Origin of the sequence: Marinobacter sp. RI1 (genome assembly GCF_041155085.1) — a bacterium.
Taxonomy (GTDB): Bacteria; Pseudomonadota; Gammaproteobacteria; order Pseudomonadales; family Oleiphilaceae; genus Marinobacter; species Marinobacter nauticus.
In genome coordinates this window covers 3,741,402-3,763,177 of record NZ_AP031605.1, presented here as the reverse complement: position 1 = coordinate 3,763,177, position 21,776 = coordinate 3,741,402, and the positions used below count along the sequence as shown (strand labels likewise).

Below are 21,776 nucleotides of genomic sequence, written 5' to 3'. Positions count from 1 at the left end.
GATGTCAGACTTTAACAGTAAGCTGAACAATGGCCCGTGCCTGGGTTTATTCAGCAAGACCACGGACAGTGCCTTCGTTGAGGCCGCGGGTCTTGGCGGAATGGATTTTATTATTCTGGATCAGGAACACGGGCCCTGCGGCCTGGAGACACTGCACCATCACGTGCGGGCTGCCCGGCTCGGGCGAATTGCCTCCATTGTTCGGGTTCGGGGCGTGGACAGTCATGCCATCGGCAGTGCTTTGGACAGCGGGGCCGATGGTGTCCAGGTGCCCAATATCAATACCGCGGAGCAGGCTCGGCAAGCAGTTGCAGCTGCAAGATTCCACCCAATGGGGCAGCGGGGAGTGTGCCGGTTTGTCCGGGCAGCAAACTACGGAACGATGGAGAAAGACCGCTATTTCTCCGACTCGAATACTCAGACACTGGTGCTTCAGGTTGAGGGCACTGAAGGCGTCCGGAATATGGATGCCATTCTCGATGTCGGCGGTTTTGATGTGCTGTTTGTGGGCCCCTATGATCTGTCACAGTCTGTCGGCTTGCCGGGCCAGGTGGACGCGCCGGAGGTACTGGCTCTGATTGAGGAAATTGCGGCGAAAGCTTCGGCCAAAGGTGTTTTGCTTGGGGCTTTCAGCGATCAGGTTTCCCGCTCAAAAGATCTTATGGCTGCGGGCTTCAACTACATTGCTCACTCGGTGGACGTTAATGTGTTTGCGGAAGCATGCCAGCGCATGAAAGGAGATATTTGTGGCTGATTTTTCTGATATCTCAGTGGTTATCCCTGTCCGCGAGGGCAGTAGCCGGGTTCGGGAAAAGATCTTCCTTCCCTTCGGAGACAACACGACGCTGCTCGACTGGAAGATCTGCCAGCTGAAAAAAGTGCAACGGGCGGATCGTATCTTCCTGAGTTCGAACTCTGAACGAGTGAAAGAGGTGGCCCGGGCTCATGGTGTCGAGTTTCTGCCCCGCAACGATTACCTCAGCGTCGGACACCAGGCGTCATTCAGCGAAGTCATTACCGGGGTTGTTCAGGACATACCCACCGATCACTTTGCCTGGGTTACTGTTGTTGTGCCATTGATGTCGCCTGCCGAATACCGTTCGGGATTCGAGCTGTACCTTGAGCACGTTGTCGACAAGCAGAGCCATGACAGTCTGGTCTCGGTCAATCTTTTGAAGGAGTATTTCTGGGACAAGAACGGCCCACTGAATTATCAGGCTGACAAGAATCATACGATCAGTCAGGACTTGCCGGATATCTATCGTGTGACCAATGGCCTGTACATGAGAAGCCGGGAACAGACCCTGGCAGAGGGGTATTTCCTGGGTCCGAACCCTTACATGCATCAGGTTGGTAAGATGGCAGGGGTGGATATTGATGAGTTTGAGGACTACGAGATGGCCCTTGCCATGAAGGCCTTCTATCGTGATGAGTAACACGATTGCCCGGACTTGCTCTGGTTTCCCTTCCGATATTGAGTGTCATGGGTGTGATGGCTTTTTTTTCTGATTTCAGACGTCGTAAAGATCGTTGGTGGCGCTATGGCATTCTGAAGCAAGCGTACCAGCAGGCTCAGCACGCTGAAGAGGCCAACGACCAATCGTTATCCCATGCCTTCAAACGCTTCGGCTATAAGGCGCCTCCCGGAGAACTCCTCGCTGTGTGGCAACGGCTGACGGAGGTTGGAGCGTTACGCTGCACCGCACTTTCGGAGCAAGCGATCACTGGTGTCGAGCGCGCAATAGCCGACTTGCCCGCCACCACGATCAATGCCATGGCCTGGCTCGACCTGTATCGCCTCGGGCTGGGTATCGGTCTTTTTTTGCCAGCGAACCGGTTTCGGGATAAAGCGATTGCGGCAATGCTGGTTCGGTCCCAGCAGGCCAGAGCCTCACTAAACGAGCTCACCGCGGGGTGCTATGCAGCGATCGAAACGGGAAACTACCAGCGCGCAAACGACTTGCTTGAGCGAATGAAGTCAAGAGGACTGGATCAGTCGCGCTACGATCAGGGCCGTTGGCTGCTGCAGTTGTTCAGTGCACATCCGACGCCAGGGGGGCATCATCGCAAGTTGGATGACACGACGGTGGATGCGGAGTTCCGAAAGGAGCTCCAAGGCAGAAATCTGGCCCTGGTAGGGCCGGTGGCAACCAAGGCCATGAATGGCTCAGAGATTGATGCCAACGACCTGGTCATCAAGTTTGGTTATCGGGGGGGCGATACCGGGAGAGATCCTGCCACTCAGGGTGAGAGGGTCGATATCAGCTACTACAACAACAAACAGGCTCAGCAGCTGTCCCAGATGCCATACACCGGGGTTCTCGCCTCTTTGCGTTGGGCCGTGTTTAACAACCACAAGGGCCGCTCGTTTTTTCCAAAAGAGCTGAATAGCGTTCGCCAACTGGCGTCGTTGCAGTGGCTGATGCCGGATACACATCTGAACGCCGGGCCCAATGCGGTTCTTGACCTTCTGCGTTTCGGACCGGGGTCGCTCAAGGTATTCAATACCGACATGATGCTGTCATCGGGGCGATTCGCAGGCTACAAAGCGCCGGATGAGAAACCGATCGACTACACGCGCTCCTTTATCAAGACGCACGACCCTGTGGTCCAGTTCCTGATCCTGAACCGTTTGTGGACGGTAGGGCACATATCCGGAGATGAACGGTTTGAGGCCGTAATGGCTATGGGGCTGGAACAGTACCTGTTGCAGTTGCAGGAGGCTTATGGTGCACGTAAGCAGGCGCTGATCTGATGGCCTCTGAAAGCGCAGGCAAGGTCGTGCCGGAGAATACTGTAGCTCCGGCAAACCATTTTCGTCAGGGGGCGTGGCGACTGGTGTCTTACCTCGGGGAGGCCGAGAGTCTTGCTCTGCTGTCAGTCATTGAACAGGGTGAAATGACTTTCACCCGGGTGTTTCGTGACAATCGCCGGACTTTGAGTGCCCGGATTGAGACGGATACCGACGGGGCGCTTATGCTCAAGGTTCCTCGCGCCCGGAATGGTCGACGTTGGGAGCGGATGCTTACCTTTTTTCGCGGCAGTGATGCGGTCCGATCGTTCCATCAGCTCGAGAAGATGAAAGCCATGGGCTTTGCAGCGCCCGATCCGGTCCTGGCGTGTGAGAAGCGTCAGTCGGGTGTGGTGGTCGATGCTTTCCTCTGTTATCGGTTTGTTGACGGTCGGCCGGCAGAGGCCGGTGACGCCGGTCTGGTTCTTGATGCCCTCAGAAGGCTTCACCGAGCTGGTTACCTGAGAACGGATGCTCAACTTGCCAATTTTCTGATGGATGGTGATCAGGTTGTGTTTATTGATTTCCGTCTCAAGCGACCGCGCTTTTTTGCGAGTCTTCAGAAAGCGAGAGAGCTGGATCGGTTCATCAGGAGCTGTCCGGAGGCCGCCGTGCATCTGACCGACCAGGAGAGGGCGTCCCTCTGGTTACGGCTCGCCCACAGGCTGGAGAACCTCAGTTTTGCAATACGGGAATCCAAGCGCGATATACGCCGGAAGAAGCAGCAATAAGGCCAAGGTCGGCCAGCGACCCCCTGAATCTCAGCCAAGGCAGGATCAATGAAAAAAACCGTTATGTTTTGCCCGTCCAAAGTCTGGGGTGGTATCGAGAAAAATGTTCGCTTGCGGGCCCGGCTCCTGGGGGAGCAGGGAGTGGCCGTTTACGTCGTGTTACTGAGAGGTTTTTTTGCTGATCGTTTTCAGGACCTTGAAAACGTGACGGTTATAGAGGTGGGCTCCAGGGGAGGGGATTTTAACCTTTTTGTAGTTGCCAATTACGTGAGAATTCTGAAGCGAATCAGGCCAGACGCCGTCTTTTCAGCTCTGAAAAAAGACTGGTGGCTGGTTACCCTCTCGTCGAAATTGGCGGGTGTTGAACGCGTCATCCTCTATCTGGGCATTGCCCGTCGCGTCAAAAGTCCGGTCAAATTCTTTATGATCTTTCGAATCATGAACGCCATTTTGATGGTGAACAGTAACTCATTGCGGGACGCCATGCTTCGGCACCGGCGGTTATTCAGTCCCGAGCGGGTCTGCCGTGTTTACAATGGCTTTGATCTGCCGCCTATAGAGGGAACGCAGCTTTCGATCAGGCAAACGCTAGGCCTGTCCGAAGACAGCATCATTGTCGGATGCGCCGGTCGATTCAGTCCGCAGAAGGGTTTTGACCTTTTGCCCGAAGTGGTGGCCCGCCTGCCTGACCATGTTCATGTTGTGCACGTTGGCGAGGGAGAGTTTGAGGCCCAGATCAAATCCGCCATCGAGGCACGCCCGGAATCCGGCCGCATTCATTTTCTGGGCTATCAGGCCGATATGCCCGCGTACTTTCGAAGTATTGATCTTTTTCTTCTTTGCTCCCGCAATGAAGGAATGGCAAACGTTCTGAATGAGGCCATGAGTCTAGGCGTGCCGGTTGTTTCGACGAGGGTTCCCGGTAGTGAAGAGTTGTTGGATCACGGACGTTATGGTGTTCTGGTGAACATTGATGACGTAGACGCGATGGCGGACGGCATCCGGCGAATCCTTGACGGAGAGCTCAGTTTCGAGAGAGAGGCGTTGCGCACCCACATTGCTGAGGAGTTCGGGATGGATCGCATGCTGAAAGAAACCCGGGAGTTGTTCTTTGGCGCTTAAATATCGAATACGGGCCCTCAGGACCGATACCTTGAATCGTTTGCGTTATGGGCCAGGTGCACCAAGGTATGCGGAACGGGTGTGGATAGACCCCCGCCAGTGCTCGCAGTATATCGAGGCCGCTGATCTTGCCAGGCGAATGGGAACGGGCTCGCGGCAGTTGTCGGGGCGGGTCGTCCGCGATTGGCCCGAGGATCTCCTGCAATCCTTTGATTCTCATCCCAAGCTTACTTATTGCTGGGCACACTGGCGCGATGGAAAAACCTGGGAAGAGGCCGGCGCCATTGACTTCATGATGAGCCGGATTCGGGTTTCACCAACTGGCGTTACCGATAAATGTCGAACCCGTGAGGATGTCATGCAGCGGTTTGATACTCTGGAGCAGATCTGGAACGCGTCTCGGCAGCAAGGCTATCTTGCCTCGCAAGCACAGTTGGAACCTGACAACTTCCGCGAGGTCGGTGGTGTGCTGATGCACCTGGGACCGGGGGGGGAACCGGTCTTTTCGGGGGCTGGTTGTCACCGGTTTGCCATTGCCATGCTGCTCGATAGTCCCTTCCCTGCTCAGTTGGGCTGTGTGCACATTTCAGCCATTCCGGTGTTGCAGAGACTGCGGTCCAACAGCTAACAGAACGGCTTGTTGTAGCTATGAATAGGACGAGTTCAGACATGATGAACATGAAGTGCTACAAAACCTGGGTATTCGACTGCGATGGCGTGGTTCTGGACTCCAATCGCATCAAGACGGATGCGTTTTTTCGAGCGGCCGAACCCTATGGTGCTCATTATGCGCGGCAATTGGTCGACTACCATGTAAAAAACGGGGGGATTTCCCGGTACATCAAGTTCCAGTATTTCATGACCGGGATTCTGGGTCGTGAGTCCGTGGATGAAGCGGAGCTGAGCCACCTGTTGTCGACCTACGCTGAGTATGTGAAGCAGGGATTATTATCCTGCGATGTCGCCTCGGGAATTGATCGGTTGCGACAGCTGACAAAGGACTCAAACTGGCTGATCGTCTCCGGTGGAGATCAGGTGGAATTGCGCTCGGTGTTCAGTCAGCGCGGGCTGGACCATCTGTTCGATGGAGGTATCTATGGCAGTCCGGATACGAAGGACGAGATACTTAGCCGCCTCAAGGTCGAGCGTGTTATTGGCGAGCCGGCCATTTTTGTTGGTGATAGTCAGTACGATATCGAAGCGGCCAGGCGCGCGAGCCTGGATTTCATTTTCGTCAGCGACTGGAGCGAGTCGAGTTTTGACTTCAGGGACGCCGACATGACGCTTGGATCCATCGCCGCAATTGCGGACCAGTTCTAGCTGGTTCGGTGTATTCCCACTTTTGCTTTGGTCATCGCCTGTGAAACAAACCGACAATCACTCTAATACGCGTCTGATTATTCTCGGAGCGGGGAAGCCGTTCAAAGGCGAACAGCACAGCGTGCTTCGGGGAACCACTGGCCGCCGCCGGGTTCTGGACTGGTTGCTTCACGCGATGCGAGGTCTGAACCCTCAGACGAATTTCGTGGGTGGCTACCAACTGGAGGCGGTGGTTGAGCGTTATCCGGACCTGCACTACTCATTGAATCCCCATTGGGAAACCACGGGCGCAGCGGCCTCGTTACTGGAAGCGCCACTGGATGCGCAGCATACCCATTATGTATCGTACGCGGACATTCTGTTCCGTGATTCAGCCGTCGATGCATTGGCAGCCTTGCAGACAGAGATTGCGATACTGGTGGATTCCAGTTGGCGTAGCCGCTACGAGGGCCGATCCCGGGAGGATATGGCCCGGTGCGAAAAGGTTAATCTTCACGGCGGCATGGTTACAAGACTCGGCCGAGATATCCCGGAAGAGCTGGCCGACGCGGAGTTTGTTGGTCTTGTGCGGTTATCGGGTGGTGTGGCTGATTATCTGGCGGATGCTGCGGCCATACCGACGTCTTTGAAATCCGGTAGTTTGAGTCAGTTGCTTGAGTACCTGCGTATTCGAGGGTTCCCTATTGCCGCTGTGGATGTGGCTGGTGAATGGGCCGAGATGAATGACGCCAATGACCTGAGCCGGTTCGTTTTGGGTACCAAGGCCCAGACGTTGTATCGATTACAGGGCGTTGTCACCCGCAGTCGAATTGAGGATCAGGTCAGTTTCACCGTCGCGGACTGGCTGGAGGGCTCGACGGATGTTCTGGCCGACATCGAAACGGAGTTGGCGGCATATTCCCGTTTGGTGGTACGAAGCAGTGCCCTGTCTGAGGATGGCTTCGGAGTGTCCAACGCCGGCGCGTACACCAGTATTCTGAATGTGGAGCGGGCAAATGAGGAGGCACTGCGTTCTGCGGTTGAGGAGGTGATCGCGTCCTACCCGGATGGTCATCCGGAGAATCAGGTGCTGGTCCAACCGATGCTGGAGCGGGTTATTGCCAGTGGCGTCGCCTTTACCAAAACGCTTTCCTCCGGCGCCCCCTACTATGTTGTGAACTATGACGATACCACCCGCAGCACGGAGTCGATCACCAGTGGCTCGAGTCGGGAGCACAAAACTCTGGTTGTCCGCCGGACTGCGCCCGAAGACGGGCTTTGCATACCCGATAACCTGGCGGGATTGCTCCCGGCGTTGCGGGAAGTGGAAGATCTTCTGGATTTTGACTCTCTTGATATCGAATTTGCGATCACGGAGGGTGGAAGTATTCACATCCTTCAGGTCCGTCCGATTGCTGTCCAGCATGAACTGAATCCGGATGACTTCCAGGATGGTTACCTGAAAGCAGCCGTGGCGCGTTTCCGCGAGCTGCAGTGTCCGGGGCCTTTCGTGCTGGGTCGAAACGGTGTTTTTGGCGTCATGCCCGACTGGAATCCGGCGGAAATCATTGGTACCCGGCCGGGGCGTCTGGCGTCCAGTCTTTACCGATATCTGATTCTTGATGATGTCTGGGCGACTCAAAGGGCGGAATACGGATACCGGGACGTCAGACCGCAACCGTTGTTACAGATGTTTGCAGGCCACCCCTACGTTGACGTGCGTGCCAGCTTCAACTCATTTATCCCCGCTACCGTGCCCGATGGCCTGGCGGAACGGCTCGTCGATTTCTATCTGGGTTGGTTGAGGCAGCATCCGCACCTGCACGACAAGGTGGAATTTGATGTGGTGCCTACCTGTTATGCGCTGGACTTTGAGCGTTGGCGTGAGCGCCTTGCCGTTGAGGGGGAATTCCAGCCGCAGGAGATTGAGCAACTGGCTGAAGGCCTTCGAGCCATAACGGCCGGTGCCGTTGCCCGCACCGATGGAGATTTACGTCTGGTTGCGGAGGCCGAGGCCAGATTCGACCGTTTTGATTGTCAGCCGAAGCCCAGCCTTGATCTTGTGTTTGCACTTCTCGAGGAGTGCCGACGTTATGGAACTTTGGTATTTGCCCATCTTGCGAGGAGTGGCTTTGTGGCGGTGACGTTGCTGAGGTCCGCTGTTCGTAATGGCGTGTTATCCCAGGCCGCCGTAGACGAATTCATGAATTCGATCCGCACGGTGTCGCACCAGTTTACCGACGATGTGGCCAGTGTTGCGCAGAAGCGAATGCCTTTTGCAGAGTTAGTGTCTCGGTACGGGCATCTTCGGCCGGGAACCTATGACATCACTTCTGCCTGTTACGGGGAGAACCCGGAGCAATATCTGGCGCCTGCCGTGGCGCGTGCGGAATTGGCGGAGCTCGGACATGGCGACGAGTCACCTATGGGTGCCTGGAATGAGGAGAGGGCCGCTTTTGCGAGCGCGATGGCATCGGTTGGGCTGCCGTCGGATGTTGATGTTCTTGAGCGTTTTTTGCGGGGTGCCATCGAAGGCCGTGAACGGGCTAAATTTGTGTTTACGCGCCATTTGTCACTGGCGATTGAGTGTCTTGCCCGTGTTGGTGCGGAGTATGGCCTTGGCAGAGAGCAGGCTGCCGGGATTCCGCTGGAGGCGTTCGCAACGCTGCGCGCCGGGCAGGTTGGAGGGGCCGACAGAGGCAGCTGGCTGACTTTGCGAGCGGAAGAAGGCGAGCAAGCAGCCCGAGCTGCGGCAATGATTGAATTGCCGCCGTTGTTGTTCTCGGAGGCTGACTTTTATTCTTTTGTCTATTCTGAGAGCCACGCCAATTTCGTCGGAAAGCAGCGGGTGGTCGCCGAGTGCGTCGATCTCCGTAACGTTTCCAATGAGAAGGGAGCAATCCTGGAAGGCAAGGTAGCGCTCATCCCTCAGGCGGATCCGGGCTATGACTGGTTGTTCGGCCACGGGATTGCAGGACTGATTACGATGTACGGCGGTGCAAACTCCCATATGGCCATTCGTGCGGCGGAGTTTGGTCTGCCAGCTGCCATTGGTGTAGGGGAGGGTAAATACGCGGCGCTCGCCAAGGCTGACGTTCTGGAGTTGGACCCTGTCAACAAGCGTATCGAGGTGATTCGATAACATGAGAATCGGCATCACTCAGAGGGTAGAGGTGGTCGCCTCTTATGGCGAGCGCCGGGATTGCCTGGATCAGCAATGGTTCCTGTTTATGGAAGCGCTGGGCTATACGCCCATACCGATTCCCAATCGGCTTGACGATGTTCAACGTTGGGTCCGGGCTGCAGGAATCGAAGGCTTGATACTGTCTGGAGGGAACGATCTGACGCATCTGCCTGGTGCCGTGAACACCGCGCCAGAACGTGATCAACTGGAGGTGGAGTTGCTGTCATGGGCTCACGAGAATGAAGTGCCGGTTATCGGTGTGTGCCGAGGCTTGCAGATAATGAATGTCTGGCTGGGCGGCGATCTGGTGCCTGTGGAGGGCCATGTGGCCGTTCGGCATCCTCTGGTATCCTGCTCAGAGGCAAAGGTCTGTTTTCAGCAGTGCACGGAAGTGAACAGTTACCATGGCTGGGGGATTGCCAGCAATGGCCTGGCTGGAGCCCTGACGCCTCAGTGTTATAGCCCCGAGGGGCATGTTGAGGCCTTTCTGCATAATCGACTGGCCTGGGCGGGTATCATGTGGCACCCAGAGCGCGAGTCGACATTCAGCGACGCTGACAGCCGTTTGTTTAATCATATTCTCCGAGGTGAAGCATGCGAACACTGATACTGGCTGCAGGCCAGGGAACCCGGCTGCGGCCTTATACGGAAGACCGCCCTAAATGCATGGTTGCTCTTGCTGGTGTTCCGCTGCTGCACCGTCAGATGGCTGCGATGAGGCAATGTGGCATTACGGATGGCATCACGGTCATTGGAGGTTACCGATCCGGCGATCTGGATACGCTCGGGGCTGGTCTCGTGATTAACCCGGAGTATGCCTCAACCAACATGGTTCGCACGTTGTTCTGCGCTCAAGACCAGATGGTACCCGGTGAGGATCTGGTCATCAGTTACGGTGACATTATCTACGAGCCAGGCGTTTTTCAATCGCTACTGGATTGCGAGGCGCCTGTGTGTCTTGCCGCTGATCGTGAATGGCGCAGACTCTGGCAGTTGAGGATGGATGAGCCACTTGATGACGCTGAGACTTTCCGTATGAACGAGAAGGGACTTGTCATCGAGTTGGGTAAAAAGCCGGAAAGTTACGATCAGGTCGAGGCCCAGTATATGGGGCTGATCAAGGTTCGCGCAGACCACGTCCAGGCTTTCAAGGATGCTTTTCTGGCACTGGACCGGTCCCGTTTATACGACGGTAAAGACTTCGACAACATGTATATGACCAGCTTTATTCAGCACCTGATTGATACAGGCTGGCCGGTCAAAGCCTGTCTTGTTTCCAATGGCTGGCTGGAGGTCGATACAGCAGAGGAGCTGGAAGCCTATTCTGAAATGGCGGCGGATGGCCGCCTTGATTCTTACTGCAAGCTGTCCAGTTGATGTCGTAGTTGATAAAGCTCGTCCACCAGGTTCTGATAGGGGGCGAGCATGGTCTGGATAGCCTCGGTCTGACCAATGCCGATGTTCAGGATTGATATGCTTGGGTCAAAGGGTGCTGAGGGCGTTTGTGATTCTGGCAGGCTGAGAAAGTCGCAGAGCCTTTGTGCTTCCGAGCCGTGGTCTTTTACGAAACGTTCAAAACTGATTAGCAATATCTGCTCGCGGCCAAGTTGGTCTGCCAAGGCTCTCAGGCTTTTTATTTTGGCCCGGATACCCGTGAGTACGTAGGCAATATCGTCTTTTTCATCGTCGTTGAACGCGGGATCGGACTTTCGTTTTCCGATTTTTCCTTGCCGAACCACTTCCGCGAACTGGTCCACCGGGTCGCGATGAACAACAATCAGTTTGTAAGGCTGGAAGACGGCTGGCCAGATATGCTCGTGTTTACCTACCCAGATCGGCTGATTCCAGACAATCGCCGGCTTTCCAGCGGCTTGGGCAAGCCCCACGGCTTGCAACCACTGGTTCCAGATCGTGGCATCGGTGTGGCTGCCGTTGTTGCCAAGGTGACGTCGGTATTTGCCAAGATACTCAAGTTTTAACCGGTGATGCCCGACTTGTTCTTTCAAAGGCATGGATGCCTGCGCTTTGCCTTTTGCTGCTTTCAACTGGGCGGCTGGGAGTTTTCCAAGACGGGTTTCCAGCCACATGCCTCTGGCCAACCATTTTGCACGCTGAGCAGTTGCTGCCTCCAGCATCGAGCCAATACGGCCGCTGCGCTTGAAGTCCGTGAATTCTCCACGCGGAACGAAGCAATCCGGGTGGCCCTTGAGATAATCGACTACAGCTCCTGAACCGGACCAGTAAATGCCGGCTACCATAATATTGAGCGGGGTGGTGTGTTCAGCCATGGGTATTCTTCATCGTCGGGAATCGGGGGCGTCAAGAAAGGCAGCCACGACCACCTCACTGCGAAACGGTGCCAGCCATTCAGGCTTTACGGTAATCGGCAACTCCTGCGTAATTGCGGATAGTCCTCCGGCCAGTCCCTCTGCCGTTCTCGGCGTCAGGTAGGCTTCGAGATCTCCCCGGAATACGTCGCGAACGCCACCGCGGCTTTCGACCGCCATAATCGGTGTGCCACAGGCCAGGGCTTCGGTCAGCACAATTCCCAGGCCTTCGTATTCAGAAGCGAGCACAAAGAGGTCGGCGTTTTTCATCCAGGGATAGGGATTCTTACGCTTGCCTGCAAATAACACTCGGTCGTGGATGCCAAGTTCTCTGGCCTTGGCTTCAAGCTCGCTGCGCAGAGGTCCTTCTCCGACAATCACAAGTTTGTGGCTGATTCCTGACCGGGCATAGGCTTCCAATAGCAGCGCATGGCCCTTCTGGGGCACCAGGCGCGCCACATTCAGAATGTAGGGTGCGGTGGGAATATCTGGATCGGCCTCGCCAGCCAGTGTCTCGATCTGTCTGATCGGACAAGGGTTGGTGATTACCCGAAGGCTGGCAGGCTGAATGCTGCCCTTTTCGAAGGCCTCAAGGGCCGAGTCCATGACGCCGGAAGACACGCAGGCCAGGTGGCGGCGGTGGAACACCAGCTTCCACTCCAGCTTTTTCTGCCAGAGTGGCCGGTCGTAATGAATGACGTTTTCAAGAACGTAGACACAACGCTCATCCCGAAACGACCAGAAATATTTGAAGGTGCCCAGTCCACGGAAAATGATTCGGTCGAACCGGCCGTGCTGCTTTTCCAGGGAGTGGATGTGGCGTTTGAGCAGCCAGCCACTGAGCCAGCCAACCCACATGAAGTGGGAGCGTGGGAGCAGGACGCCAAGCAACAGCCGGGATAACAGAAATACCGGAATGCCAATAATCGACTTCATCAAGGCTTGAAACTGATCAAAGTAATGCAGTTTCACGCCCGGATTGGCAGGCGCCAGGTCATTGGGGTGATTCCGGCAAGAAAGCAGATGGCTTTCATGGCCTTCCTCAGCAAAGGCATCGGCCAGATTGACCGCGACGCGCTCCATACCGCCCATTTTCAGGCTGTGGATAACAACCAGTGTTCTCATGCGGTTTGCTTCTTCTTGATACCATTTTCGGCCCAGAAGGTCTTGTTATCCTTCACGGCTTTCCGGATGGCCCGGTTCCTGGCCCAGATCTCGGGTTTTGAATAGCCCCGGGCATGATCCAGATGCAGGCACACCGTGCTGTATCGAATCTGCATGGATTTGTGGCCATAGTTCCACAGACGCTCTCCCAGCTCGCGGTCCAGGCCACCATACTGCATGTCTTCGTTGAAACCGTTCACCGCAATCAGATCTTTGGTCCAGGTGGAGCTGTTCATGCCATTCCAGCTTGCGGCTGCCGGGGTAATCCGGTTCATAAAACGACGGAATCCTCGGGAAGAGGAAAGTTTCCAGAGTTTGTGGTTTTTGGGTTGGCCGTGGGCAACCAGCCACTGGGGCTTGAAGATTTCACCGGAGCGAATGTCATTGTCGGTGATGGCCTCGGATACCGGCATGGTCAGCTTGATGTAACCGCCGGAAAGAAAGTAACCGGGCCGGGCCAGATCGTGATGGGTCTGAATGAAATCCGGTTCGGGAATGCAGTCGCCGTCGGTAAAGATCAGGTAGTCGCACTCAGTTTCACGGATGGCTTTGTTGAGAATCTGACACTTTCGGAACCCGTCGTCTTCGTGCCATACGTGATCGATCGTGAGAATGCCGCGGGCTTTGAAGGTATCAATCAGTTCTTTTGTCTCATCGGCCGAACCATCGTCCGCAATTATGACACGGAATGACTTGAAGCTCTGGCATTCATAGCCAGTGAGCACTTTGCTAAGCCAGAGGGGGGAGTTGTAGGTGGTAATCACCACACCAATGGAATTTGGAGACATAAGATACCAGTGCCCGAGCCGTCAGATTGAAACGGGCCCTAGTATACACTTGCTCCGGCCTGGATGCCTGTCAGGGGTTTTTCAGATCTGCCCGGACAACCTCAGATAGCGATCGATAACCAGAAGCGAGATCAGTCGCTCATGGTTGTGATTACTGAACCTCGCCGCATGTTGTCGGGCGTTTGTGATAATGCGTTTTGCTTCCGAAGGGTGCTCACGGTAGTAGGTGACCTTCTGCTCAAGATCGGAAAAATCATCCTTGAGCTGGACGTAGTGGATGTCTGGCTGCAGGGTGCCTTCCATAAACCAGGTTTCAAATCTCGGCTGCCGCATCAGGCAAAGCGAGTTCGATGCCATGATCCATTTCAGGTTAGTGGCAACGTCGATGCCTTCCACGCTAACGATGAACTGATGCTCGAGTTGCTCCGGGATGGTCATGAAAGGCTTGTGATAGGCCTGCAATGCGGGCTCTTTGTGGCGCACACATCCGATATCGCAAAGTTGGCTGTCGGCCCATTTTCGGGCGAAAGCAATGCGTTCCGGGTGATTGGATTTTCCCCGCCAGACAGCCGTAGGGTGTTTATCTTCGAAGGTGAGCTTATCTTCGACCTTGACGTAGTGGCGAACAGTATTGAGTTTCAGGAGCACGGAGTGCGCGTTGGTGTCGCCAGCGGTGATCGGCCGGCTCTTCACGAAACGGGGGTGCTCGGGTATGCGGGTAACATCGCCTAACTGATAGGCAACCCTGGCGTCTCGTGGAAAGTAACGGATCACGTTACGAAGATCAAAGTAATAGGCACTGCTTTTATTGCGCGGTGAAAACGAGCGGATGGGCTCGGCATCGGGCGCCGGTGCGAAGGTTTGGTGTAAACGGTTGTAGTAACGAACCCGGGCCATGATGTCCGCCCGAGTGCTTGGTGTCAGGCTCTCCAGCTCAGACATAAGGCGGTCACGTTGCTGTGACCACCACGCCCAGGGTAGAACGCCGGACAACGCGTTGGCGGCATAGAAGCCGGCTTTGTGCAACCGATTGGGGCGGGCGTTCTGCTTTGCCATACAACCTTCCTGAATACCGGACGAGAAATGTATGGCAATAAGTTGTAATCAAGCCCCATGTCATCCGGGTGACGATTCTGTGGCAATTCGATGACGTTGGGGCTGGCGCTAACGACAGATTTTATGAGGGTAATAGGGGTTGGGGTTGCCGGGCGGGCGATGTCGCAGGCGCTTGTACTCCCATTGATACTGAGCGGGTGCCATTCGAATGACTTTCTCGACCGATTGGTTCAGCGCGGTTGCGGCGACCACGGGATCTGAGTCGCCATTGCCCGGAACTGCCTCCTCAACGATCAGGCGGAATCCATTGCCATCCGGCAGGCGTTCAGCAAAAGTGACCAGAACGTTGGCTCCGGTTTTCTGAATCAGGCGATTCACCAGCGTCATGGTGCGCACTTCCATCCCGAAGAAGGGAGCATAGGCGTTGGTTTTGCCTCGTGGCGACTGATCCGGAAGTATGCCGGCCACCCCGCCTTCTTTCAGAATGCCCATTAGCCGGAGCAGTCCCTTACGGTCACCGCGCACCAGTTCGGAACCCAGACGACCACGTACGCGGATCATGTAGTCCTCGAATTCCTTGATATGGGGAGGGCTGTAGAGGGCAGCCATCTTGTAGCGAGACGAAAAAAACAGTCCGGTCAGTTCCCAGTTGCCGAGGTGGGGGGCGAGCAGGATCAGTCCCTTGCCGGAGGCCAACGCCTGATCAACCAGCTCCAACCCTCGGGTTTCCTTGATAAGTTTGAAGCACTTGTCGACCGGCCATTCCCACATCAAAGGAATCTCCATCGCCGTCATGCCGGTATGGGCCATGGATTCCTTCGACAGTCTTTGCTGTTCCTCCGCCGATAGTTCCGGCAGGCAGATCCTGAGGTTTACGTCGGTGGTTTTTCGCGAGCGACCGTTCAGGCGCCAGGCCAGCAAACCGACGAACCTGCCAATGGCCTGGGCAAGTTTCAGAGGCAGCAGGCCGGCGATACGCAACAAGCCGGCAATCAGAAAATACTTGAGCTTGCTCATGACCGACCGTAACGATCCTCGTAACGAACAATGTCGTCTTCACCGAGATAGGAGCCGGATTGAACCTCAATCAGCTCAAGATCGATGACGCCGGGATTCTCCAGAGAATGGATCTGGCCAACCGGGATGTAAGTGGACTGGTTTTCCGTGACCAGATAGGTTTTCTCGCCATTGGTAACTTTGGCGGTGCCACTGACCACGATCCAGTGTTCAGCCCTGTGGTGATGCATCTGAACCGATAGCTTGGCGCCGGGTTTAACCGTGATTCGCTTGACCTGATAACGGGTACCGTTATCAATGGAATCGTATACCCCCCAGGGGCGGTATACCTCCCGGTGATTCATATGTTCGTGGCGACCATCATTCTTGATCGCTTCCACCACTTTCTTGACGTCCTGAACCTGATCTTTGTGAGCGACCAGCAGGGCATCTTTTGTTTCGATGATCACCAGGTCCTTCACACCTACGGTGGCTACCAGTCGGCTATCGGCCCGAACCAGGGTGGTCTCGGTATTGTGGGCAATGACATCGCCCGAGAAACAGTTGCCGTTGGCATCCTTGTCGCTCACTTCCCAAAGCGCTGACCAGGAACCAATATCGCTCCAGCCTGCATCCAGTGCGACTACCGCAGCGTTATCCGTTTTTTCCATGACGGCATAATCAATGGAGTCTTCCGGGCACTCAGCAAAGACGCTTTCGTTTACGCGGGTGAAATGCAGATCCTCACTGGCGTCATCCAGCGCAGCCTGGCAAATGGCGAGAATATCCGGGCGGTGTTTCTGAAGTTCCTGAAGGTAAGTGCGAGCGCCAAAAAGAAACATGCCGCTGTTCCACAGGTAATCGCCGGAGCTGAGATACTGTTCCGCAGTCTTCTGGTCTGGTTTCTCGACGAACCGGCTGACTTCGAAGCTGCCGTCTGCCAGTCCGGAACCCTGTTGAATATAGCCGTAACCGGTTTCGGCATGGCCGGGTACAATCCCGAAGGTGACCAGCTTGCCCTGCTCGGCCAGCGGGATAGCCTTTCGAATACCGTTCTGGAATGCGCCCATATCCTTGATCAGATGATCCGCCGCCAGTACCAGCATCAGTGGGTTCTGATTCTCATCGGTTTTTCTGATCAGTTGCAGGGCAGCAAGGGCGATGGCCGGCGCCGTGTTGCGGCCACAGGGCTCCAGGATAATGCGGGCATCGTTGTAGCCGGACTGGCGCATCTGTTCTGCCGCCAGGAACCGGTGATCTTCGTTGCAGATCAGCAGCGGGTCAGCAGATTCCATGCCCTCAAGTCGGGCGACCGTGAGTTGCAGCATGGACAGTCGATCGTCCGTCAGTTTCAGGAACTGTTTCGGATTCAGTTGCCTGGACAGTGGCCAAAGGCGTGAGCCGGTGCCTCCGGCCATGATGACGGGGTGAATCATGTGCACACTCCGGGTTGTGAAAGTTGCGATGGATGCAGATAAAAGTGGTCGATATCTTATCACGCTGCCAGGCACGGTTTTATCTTAAGCGTTGGAAATCTTCCCAGGAATGTCCCTGGCTATCCTGCTCCCAGGCTAATCGCTTTTCGAAACGTCGAACCTTCCTTTCAATATAGCGCTCGCTCCAGCCGGGTGCCGAGGCCAGGGCCTGGGGGATAGCAGGAGCCCCCAGGCCGTCCACCAGAAACAGCTCAGGTTGGCCGGTACGATCGGTTACTACAAGATTGTGTGGCAGTAGATTGCGGGTAAGAATGCGGTTCGCGGTCAGCCAGTTCTCAAACCGCTGAATGGCCTCAAGGAGCTCAGGCGTTAGCCCTCCGCCCCGGATCAGGAATTCGAGTGTCGGTGCTATATTGCCGTCCTTGCAGCGAAGCATTTCGCTCTCGTTCGCTGGCCCCAGGGTGGTCGCAACACGGCCATAGAACTTTGGTAAGTGACTCCACAGGCTTTCTTCGTTACCTGTTTGAATCAGGCGTCTTATAGCCGGTTGCTGGTGTGCTCTCAGTTCCTGGGTGTTGTCATTGAGCCGGGCTTTTCCCAAAAGCCGTTTCACCACTGACTGTTTTTGATACCTTGCCTGGATACTCCCGGGGCGAATTACCTTCAGGCAGCGGTCCGGATTGTCCGGATGTTGAAAGCAAAAACGATTGGCACCTTGCGCAAAGGGCAACAGTGAATCCAGATTGGCTTCCGCCTGATGGTATTGATTATGTGCACTATCCACGGCGTGTAACCTCACGGTACACCTGCAAGGTGTTCGCAACCATAGAATCGACGCTCAGTTCACGGGCAGCAAAATCCCGTACTCCAGCCTGAGACTCCACCAGTTCGGCAATCGGCGTGTTGAGAAGCGAAGATAGCCCGGCGGTGTCACCCGTCGGACAGATGTGCTGTGGTGGGAGCAACTCATTGGCCACGGGCACATCGGTTGAGACTACTGGTTTTCCCGAAAGAAGAGCTTCTGCACAGACATAGGAAAAACCCTCGCGCCGAGAAGAAATTACAATGCCGTCGACGGACTGCATCAGGCCGGGAATATCTTCCTGATAGCCGATGAGCTTGACTCTGCTGGTAAGCTTTAGCCGTTCGATCCTCTCCTGCAGTGCCTCGTGCTCTTTCCCGTCCCCTGCGATCAGCAGGCTGCCTTTTGCGCTCTGGAAGGCATCAATAAGTTGATCGAAGCCCTTTGCGTGAACCAATCGGCCGACAGCCAACCACAAGGGGCGACCGTAAGTCTGGAAGTTGAAGGGCGCTTCCGGGCATGGCTCGATGTTTATTCCGTTATAAACGACGGTTACGTTTCCGCCAATATCACTGGCCAATGCGTGGCTAACGGCAATAATCCTTGAAAACCGATTGGCAGCCGGATATCGGGATTTGAAATTGTGAATGGTCGCGATGAAACGGGTTTTGGGAAACAGGGGCGACAGTAGCTGGATTGTCGCAGCGGACTTACTGCCCTGAGCATGAACCAGGTCGAATTCCTGAGCCCGAAGTGCCTTTACGATCGAGCAGATCAATGTAGGAGAATAACGGGACCCTTTGGTGTTGACCGGGTACCGGTTTACTCCGGGATCAAGAGCTTCGAGGTGTTCCGGTGCCGACATGCAGTAGACAGATACACCCGCTCCCGCCAGTCCGTTGGCAAGATCGGCGAAGTGTTTCTCCATGCCGCCTTTTGCGGACGGAGGCGAGAGCATCATCAGCAGAACTTTCACTGGAGCTCCGCCCGTCTGGTCTGAATTGCTGCTTCGTATATCTCGAGTGTGGACTCTGTCTGTGCCCGCAGTAAAAACCGGTCCGGAAGAAATATATCAGGCTTGGGTTTGTCCAGCAGCCCGAGCACGGCGCTGGCAAACGCGCCGGTGTCGTCCGGTGTTACCAGTCCTTCCCGGAAACAGGCTTGCAGGGTTTCCGCTGCACCGCCGCGGTTGTACGCCACCACCGGTGTGCCGGACGCCAGGGCCTCGGTGACTGTGCGGCCGAAGGGCTCTGGCTTGGTGGACATGTGGCACACCACATCGGCCAGCAGGTAGAGGTTGGTCATGTCGTTTCGCTGGCCGAGAAACGTGACTTTATCAGTCAGTTGCAAACGACTGCGCTCCTTTTCCAGCTCCTGCAGAAAGCGCTCCTTACCCGGTTCTGCGCCGCCAACGATGATGCCGTGACAATCCGGGCGTTGACGTACGATACGCGCCATGGCCTCCAGAAAATGCAACTGGCCTTTCCAGCGAGAGATACGGCCCGGCATCATGATGATCTTTTTGCCGGCGAGTTGAGGAAACCTCCCGAGGAGGTGGTTTTGCCATTGTTCGTTGATGGCTCGGTTGCGGAAGGCTTCAATGTCTACGCCACGCTGGACCACCGTCAGCTTGTGTTCCGGCACAGCAAAGTGCTTCAGAACATAGTCTCGTACGCAATTGGACACCGCTATGACCTGATCCGCTTTTGCCATGATGGCGCTGTAAGGCGTCACTGAATACATGCCGTGGAAGGTCGAAACTACGGCCGGGCGTTCATATTGTGGCAGCGTTTTCAGCGCCAGGTGAACAATCCAGGCCGGCATTCGGGAACGCACGTGAACGATGTCTGGCTTCAGATCCTTCAGCAGCTTGCGCATGGGCAGTATCTGTCCGAATGAAGCCGGCGTTTTTCGGTGTATCGGCATGTGAATATGCGAGGAGCCCTGGCCGCGGACCTGTTCGGCCATCGGGCCGCCGTTGGAAACCACGAAGGATTCGTGGCCTCGTTTCACCAGTTCGGCAGCGAATTCAACAGTACCTCTTTCCACACCGCCACTGTGCAGCGCCGGTAACGCTTGTAGAACCCTCACCTTGTCCGCTCCCCGTCCTTGTTCTGATACTTGCCCAGGAATATCTGCATTACCCAGCGGCCGGCCCGGTCCGCTTCCCAGAGACGATCGTGTCGTTCGGGCTGTTCGGCCATGATTGATGCGTGGTCGGCCCAGTGCGCCAGCAGTCCTTTCTTTGCGAGTTGCTCGACACCATTGGCTACCCTGCTTCCCGATCGAGGATTAAGATCCAGAAGGCCGGTTGGCACCCCCGACGTAACGGCTTCGCACACCATGGACTGGCTATCCGGTGTTACCCAGACGGCTCTTGATGACGCGAGCTGGTGGTTCAGCCAGCCCTCGTGCGTCTGATTGTGGTCAACGACTGAAATCCTGGGGCCCTGAAGCTCCGAGAGGCTGTCGGACAGGGCTTTTGGTGTGCGCCGGGAGTTGGTGATGGTCCAGCGCCATTCGGGGTAGCGTGCCATCAGGTCGCCCAACTGCGAAAGAATGGCATCATCATGCCAGTCATAGTGCTGCGATGGTCCTCCGATCAGTACCAGAGCTTCGGGCTTGCTGGTGAGCCTGGCCAGGGGCGTGACGGCATTAATTACCCCCTCTGTGATCAGAATGTTGCGAGCAGGCTTAACCTTGTCGTGGGCCGGAATAATGGCGGCATCGACCAAACGGAGGGGGAATCCAGGCTTCATCAGCACGAGCGTTTTTGCCTTGCGATAGCGTCGCAAGGCCAGCAATAACCGGTGGGTTCCTGAACCGGCCCCGATTATAAGTGCAGGGGCGGGCAGGTTTGGCACCGAAGCCGGCGCAATTCCCGTCAGTGCTCGCCACATCGGGGTTGGGTAATCCGTGGCGTTTATCCAATGGAGGTCCGCGCCGGCGAGGACGCGCAATCGATTACCCAAACCGCGTAACTGGTTGCGATGGCCGGCCTTGTTGTCGGTAATCAGCCAGATAACGGGTGCTGTGGCGCCGGAGTCCCTGTTCAAGAGTTACCTCTTCTTCTTCCGTTTTCGGCCATAGAAGCCCGGATCATCTCTGTTCGGTCTGGTTTTGAAGCGGCGGTGCATCCAAAGATACTGGTCGGGCGCCTTGCGGATTTCCTGCTCGATAATGGCGTTGATCCTGGTGGCATCCTCAAGATCATCGCCACTGGGGAAGTTCTCCAGGGCAGGGTGGAAATAGATGTCGTAGCCCGGGCCATCTTCCCGGCGGAAATGACTGAAGGGAACCACCTTGCACTTGCTGCGCTCAGCAATCCGGGATGTGGCAGTAATGGTGCCGGTTGGGATCCCGAAGAAGGGCGCGAAAACGATGTCTTTCCGGCCATAGTCCTGATCCGTGGCGTACCAGACGGCCCGGTTGTTTTTCAGGCAGCGAAATAGCCCGCGAAGGTCACGTGCGCCCAGCACCGTTCCGTAACGTCGGCCGCGAGCCCGGGTCATCACTGCGTTCATCAGTGGATTGTTGTGATCCCGCTGCATGACGTCTGCCTCAATATACTCCGTCGCCAGGCTACCACCCAGGTCCAGCGTGCTGTAGTGGCCTCCGAGCAACAATACGCCATGCCCCTCTTCGAGCGCTTGCTCGAAATGTTCGAGACCGTGAACTCTGGTGATCTTTTTGAGTTTTGACGCATCGCGAAACCAGGCAACACCAATCTCCAGCAAGCCAATCCCGTTGGCGATAAAAGCATTGCGAACCAGGGCCGCCTGTTGCTGCTGGTTCAGCTCCGGGAAACACAGTCGAATGTTCACCTCGGCAATATGTCGCCGGCCCTTTGCCAGCCGCCAGGCCAGCAAGCCGGCAATCTTGCCCAGCCACCATTGCAGGCGCAGGGGCAACTGGGCCACCAGCCACATCGCGGCTATGCCAAGCCAGGTTGGCCACCATCGTGGATGGCGGTAGGCGGAATAGTCTGTGTTTCGTGGTAGTTTGCGGTACTTCTTCTTCAAAATCGTGAATCCTGCATCGACAAACGGTTTTCCGGGGGGCAAGATGCCCGTCCAAAGA

21 protein-coding genes are annotated in these 21,776 nt (G+C 55.9%); 10 read left to right on the top strand and 11 right to left on the bottom strand.

Annotated elements, in window-relative coordinates:
* Nucleotide 1: 1 nt before the first annotated feature.
* The 10 genes from ACAM27_RS17055 to ACAM27_RS17010 are packed head-to-tail and all read left to right on the top strand — an operon-like array spanning nucleotide 2 to nucleotide 10,504.
* A complete protein-coding gene (locus ACAM27_RS17055) occupies nucleotides 2–754 on the top strand; it encodes an HpcH/HpaI aldolase/citrate lyase family protein (protein WP_014420528.1) in 753 nt (250 codons plus the stop codon).
* A complete protein-coding gene (locus ACAM27_RS17050) occupies nucleotides 747–1,436 on the top strand; it encodes a cytidylyltransferase domain-containing protein (RefSeq protein ID WP_183580448.1) in 690 nt (229 codons plus the stop codon). Before ACAM27_RS17055 ends, ACAM27_RS17050 begins: the two co-directional genes overlap by 8 nt.
* Before the next feature lie 56 nt (nucleotides 1,437–1,492).
* Nucleotides 1,493–2,755 carry a hypothetical protein gene (locus tag ACAM27_RS17045; protein WP_369612354.1) on the top strand — a complete coding sequence of 421 codons (1,263 nt, stop codon included), beginning with the start codon at nucleotides 1,493–1,495 and terminating at the stop codon, nucleotides 2,753–2,755.
* The gene (locus ACAM27_RS17040; protein WP_369612353.1) at nucleotides 2,755–3,522 is read left to right on the top strand and encodes a lipopolysaccharide core heptose(II) kinase RfaY; all 768 of its coding nucleotides are present in this window, start codon (nucleotides 2,755–2,757) and stop codon (nucleotides 3,520–3,522) included. Before ACAM27_RS17045 ends, ACAM27_RS17040 begins: the two co-directional genes overlap by 1 nt.
* Nucleotides 3,523–3,570: 48 nt before the next feature.
* Entirely contained in the window at nucleotides 3,571–4,644 is a 1,074-nt protein-coding gene (locus tag ACAM27_RS17035; RefSeq protein ID WP_222562844.1) for a glycosyltransferase, read from the top strand.
* Nucleotides 4,645–4,675: 31 nt separating this feature from the next.
* Nucleotides 4,676–5,272, top strand: a complete 597-nt coding sequence (locus ACAM27_RS17030; RefSeq protein WP_369612352.1) for a hypothetical protein — start codon at nucleotides 4,676–4,678, stop codon at nucleotides 5,270–5,272.
* 41 nt (nucleotides 5,273–5,313) lie between these two features.
* On the top strand, nucleotides 5,314–5,964 hold the full coding sequence (locus ACAM27_RS17025) for an HAD family hydrolase (RefSeq protein WP_369612351.1): 651 nt from the start codon (nucleotides 5,314–5,316) through the stop codon (nucleotides 5,962–5,964).
* A 40-nt stretch (nucleotides 5,965–6,004) separates the two neighbouring features.
* Nucleotides 6,005–9,085: a PEP-utilizing enzyme gene (locus ACAM27_RS17020; protein ID WP_369612350.1), complete on the top strand. Its 3,081-nt coding sequence runs from the start codon at nucleotides 6,005–6,007 to the stop codon at nucleotides 9,083–9,085.
* Nucleotide 9,086: 1 nt separating this feature from the next.
* A complete protein-coding gene (locus ACAM27_RS17015) occupies nucleotides 9,087–9,734 on the top strand; it encodes a gamma-glutamyl-gamma-aminobutyrate hydrolase family protein (protein ID WP_369612349.1) in 648 nt (215 codons plus the stop codon).
* The gene (locus tag ACAM27_RS17010) at nucleotides 9,722–10,504 is read left to right on the top strand and encodes an NTP transferase domain-containing protein (protein ID WP_041654557.1); all 783 of its coding nucleotides are present in this window, start codon (nucleotides 9,722–9,724) and stop codon (nucleotides 10,502–10,504) included. The genes ACAM27_RS17015 and ACAM27_RS17010 overlap by 13 nt, the downstream gene beginning before the upstream one ends.
* Here ACAM27_RS17010 and ACAM27_RS17005 read toward each other — a convergent pair.
* The 11 genes from ACAM27_RS17005 to lpxL all read right to left on the bottom strand — a co-directional run bounded on the left by ACAM27_RS17005 (nucleotide 10,483) and on the right by lpxL (nucleotide 21,718).
* Nucleotides 10,483–11,415: a sulfotransferase gene (locus tag ACAM27_RS17005; RefSeq protein ID WP_206855009.1), complete on the bottom strand. Its 933-nt coding sequence runs from the start codon at nucleotides 11,413–11,415 to the stop codon at nucleotides 10,483–10,485. The genes ACAM27_RS17010 and ACAM27_RS17005 overlap by 22 nt on opposite strands.
* A gap of 9 nt (nucleotides 11,416–11,424) precedes the next feature.
* The gene (locus ACAM27_RS17000; protein WP_369612348.1) at nucleotides 11,425–12,579 is read right to left on the bottom strand and encodes a glycosyltransferase; all 1,155 of its coding nucleotides are present in this window, start codon (nucleotides 12,577–12,579) and stop codon (nucleotides 11,425–11,427) included.
* Complete coding sequence (locus ACAM27_RS16995) at nucleotides 12,576–13,406, bottom strand: glycosyltransferase family 2 protein (protein ID WP_014420540.1); 831 nt, start codon at nucleotides 13,404–13,406, stop codon at nucleotides 12,576–12,578. Before ACAM27_RS16995 ends, ACAM27_RS17000 begins: the two co-directional genes overlap by 4 nt.
* An 81-nt stretch (nucleotides 13,407–13,487) precedes the next feature.
* Nucleotides 13,488–14,462 (bottom strand): glycosyl transferase family 90, encoded by a 975-nt coding sequence (locus ACAM27_RS16990; protein ID WP_014420541.1) that lies wholly within the window; start codon nucleotides 14,460–14,462, stop codon nucleotides 13,488–13,490.
* Nucleotides 14,463–14,570: 108 nt separating this feature from the next.
* Nucleotides 14,571–15,479: a lysophospholipid acyltransferase family protein gene (locus ACAM27_RS16985; protein WP_014420542.1), complete on the bottom strand. Its 909-nt coding sequence runs from the start codon at nucleotides 15,477–15,479 to the stop codon at nucleotides 14,571–14,573.
* Complete coding sequence (locus ACAM27_RS16980; protein ID WP_041654558.1) at nucleotides 15,476–16,894, bottom strand: mannose-1-phosphate guanylyltransferase/mannose-6-phosphate isomerase; 1,419 nt, start codon at nucleotides 16,892–16,894, stop codon at nucleotides 15,476–15,478. The genes ACAM27_RS16985 and ACAM27_RS16980 overlap by 4 nt, the downstream gene beginning before the upstream one ends.
* 79 nt (nucleotides 16,895–16,973) lie before the next feature.
* Entirely contained in the window at nucleotides 16,974–17,678 is a 705-nt protein-coding gene (locus ACAM27_RS16975; protein WP_226374391.1) for a YrbL family protein, read from the bottom strand.
* Complete coding sequence (locus ACAM27_RS16970) at nucleotides 17,671–18,672, bottom strand: glycosyltransferase (RefSeq protein ID WP_369612347.1); 1,002 nt, start codon at nucleotides 18,670–18,672, stop codon at nucleotides 17,671–17,673. The genes ACAM27_RS16975 and ACAM27_RS16970 overlap by 8 nt, the downstream gene beginning before the upstream one ends.
* Nucleotides 18,669–19,787: a glycosyltransferase family 4 protein gene (locus tag ACAM27_RS16965; RefSeq protein ID WP_222198380.1), complete on the bottom strand. Its 1,119-nt coding sequence runs from the start codon at nucleotides 19,785–19,787 to the stop codon at nucleotides 18,669–18,671. The genes ACAM27_RS16970 and ACAM27_RS16965 overlap by 4 nt, the downstream gene beginning before the upstream one ends.
* On the bottom strand, nucleotides 19,784–20,752 hold the full coding sequence (locus ACAM27_RS16960; RefSeq protein ID WP_041654559.1) for a mitochondrial fission ELM1 family protein: 969 nt from the start codon (nucleotides 20,750–20,752) through the stop codon (nucleotides 19,784–19,786). Before ACAM27_RS16960 ends, ACAM27_RS16965 begins: the two co-directional genes overlap by 4 nt.
* A gap of 3 nt (nucleotides 20,753–20,755) precedes the next feature.
* Nucleotides 20,756–21,718: an LpxL/LpxP family Kdo(2)-lipid IV(A) lauroyl/palmitoleoyl acyltransferase gene (lpxL, locus tag ACAM27_RS16955; RefSeq protein ID WP_206855033.1), complete on the bottom strand. Its 963-nt coding sequence runs from the start codon at nucleotides 21,716–21,718 to the stop codon at nucleotides 20,756–20,758.
* Nucleotides 21,719–21,776: the final 58 nt, after the last annotated feature.

What these genes read in the sequence shown, in the direction of transcription:
- ACAM27_RS16995 (WP_014420540.1), bottom strand. Translation starts at nt 13,406, where the DNA reads ATGTCTCCAAATTCCATTGGTGTGGTGATTACCACCTACAACTCCCCC.
- ACAM27_RS17040 (WP_369612353.1), top strand. Translation starts at nt 2,755, where the DNA reads ATGGCCTCTGAAAGCGCAGGCAAGGTCGTGCCGGAGAATACTGTAGCT.
- ACAM27_RS17025 (WP_369612351.1), top strand. Translation starts at nt 5,314, where the DNA reads ATGATGAACATGAAGTGCTACAAAACCTGGGTATTCGACTGCGATGGC.
- ACAM27_RS16985 (WP_014420542.1), bottom strand. Translation starts at nt 15,479, where the DNA reads ATGAGCAAGCTCAAGTATTTTCTGATTGCCGGCTTGTTGCGTATCGCC.
- ACAM27_RS17005 (WP_206855009.1), bottom strand. Translation starts at nt 11,415, where the DNA reads ATGGCTGAACACACCACCCCGCTCAATATTATGGTAGCCGGCATTTAC.
- ACAM27_RS16980 (WP_041654558.1), bottom strand. Translation starts at nt 16,894, where the DNA reads ATGATTCACCCCGTCATCATGGCCGGAGGCACCGGCTCACGCCTTTGG.
- ACAM27_RS17055 (WP_014420528.1), top strand. Translation starts at nt 2, where the DNA reads ATGTCAGACTTTAACAGTAAGCTGAACAATGGCCCGTGCCTGGGTTTA.
- ACAM27_RS17010 (WP_041654557.1), top strand. Translation starts at nt 9,722, where the DNA reads ATGCGAACACTGATACTGGCTGCAGGCCAGGGAACCCGGCTGCGGCCT.
- ACAM27_RS17015 (WP_369612349.1), top strand. Translation starts at nt 9,087, where the DNA reads ATGAGAATCGGCATCACTCAGAGGGTAGAGGTGGTCGCCTCTTATGGC.
- ACAM27_RS17000 (WP_369612348.1), bottom strand. Translation starts at nt 12,579, where the DNA reads ATGAGAACACTGGTTGTTATCCACAGCCTGAAAATGGGCGGTATGGAG.
- ACAM27_RS17035 (WP_222562844.1), top strand. Translation starts at nt 3,571, where the DNA reads ATGAAAAAAACCGTTATGTTTTGCCCGTCCAAAGTCTGGGGTGGTATC.
- ACAM27_RS17045 (WP_369612354.1), top strand. Translation starts at nt 1,493, where the DNA reads ATGGCTTTTTTTTCTGATTTCAGACGTCGTAAAGATCGTTGGTGGCGC.
- ACAM27_RS16990 (WP_014420541.1), bottom strand. Translation starts at nt 14,462, where the DNA reads ATGGCAAAGCAGAACGCCCGCCCCAATCGGTTGCACAAAGCCGGCTTC.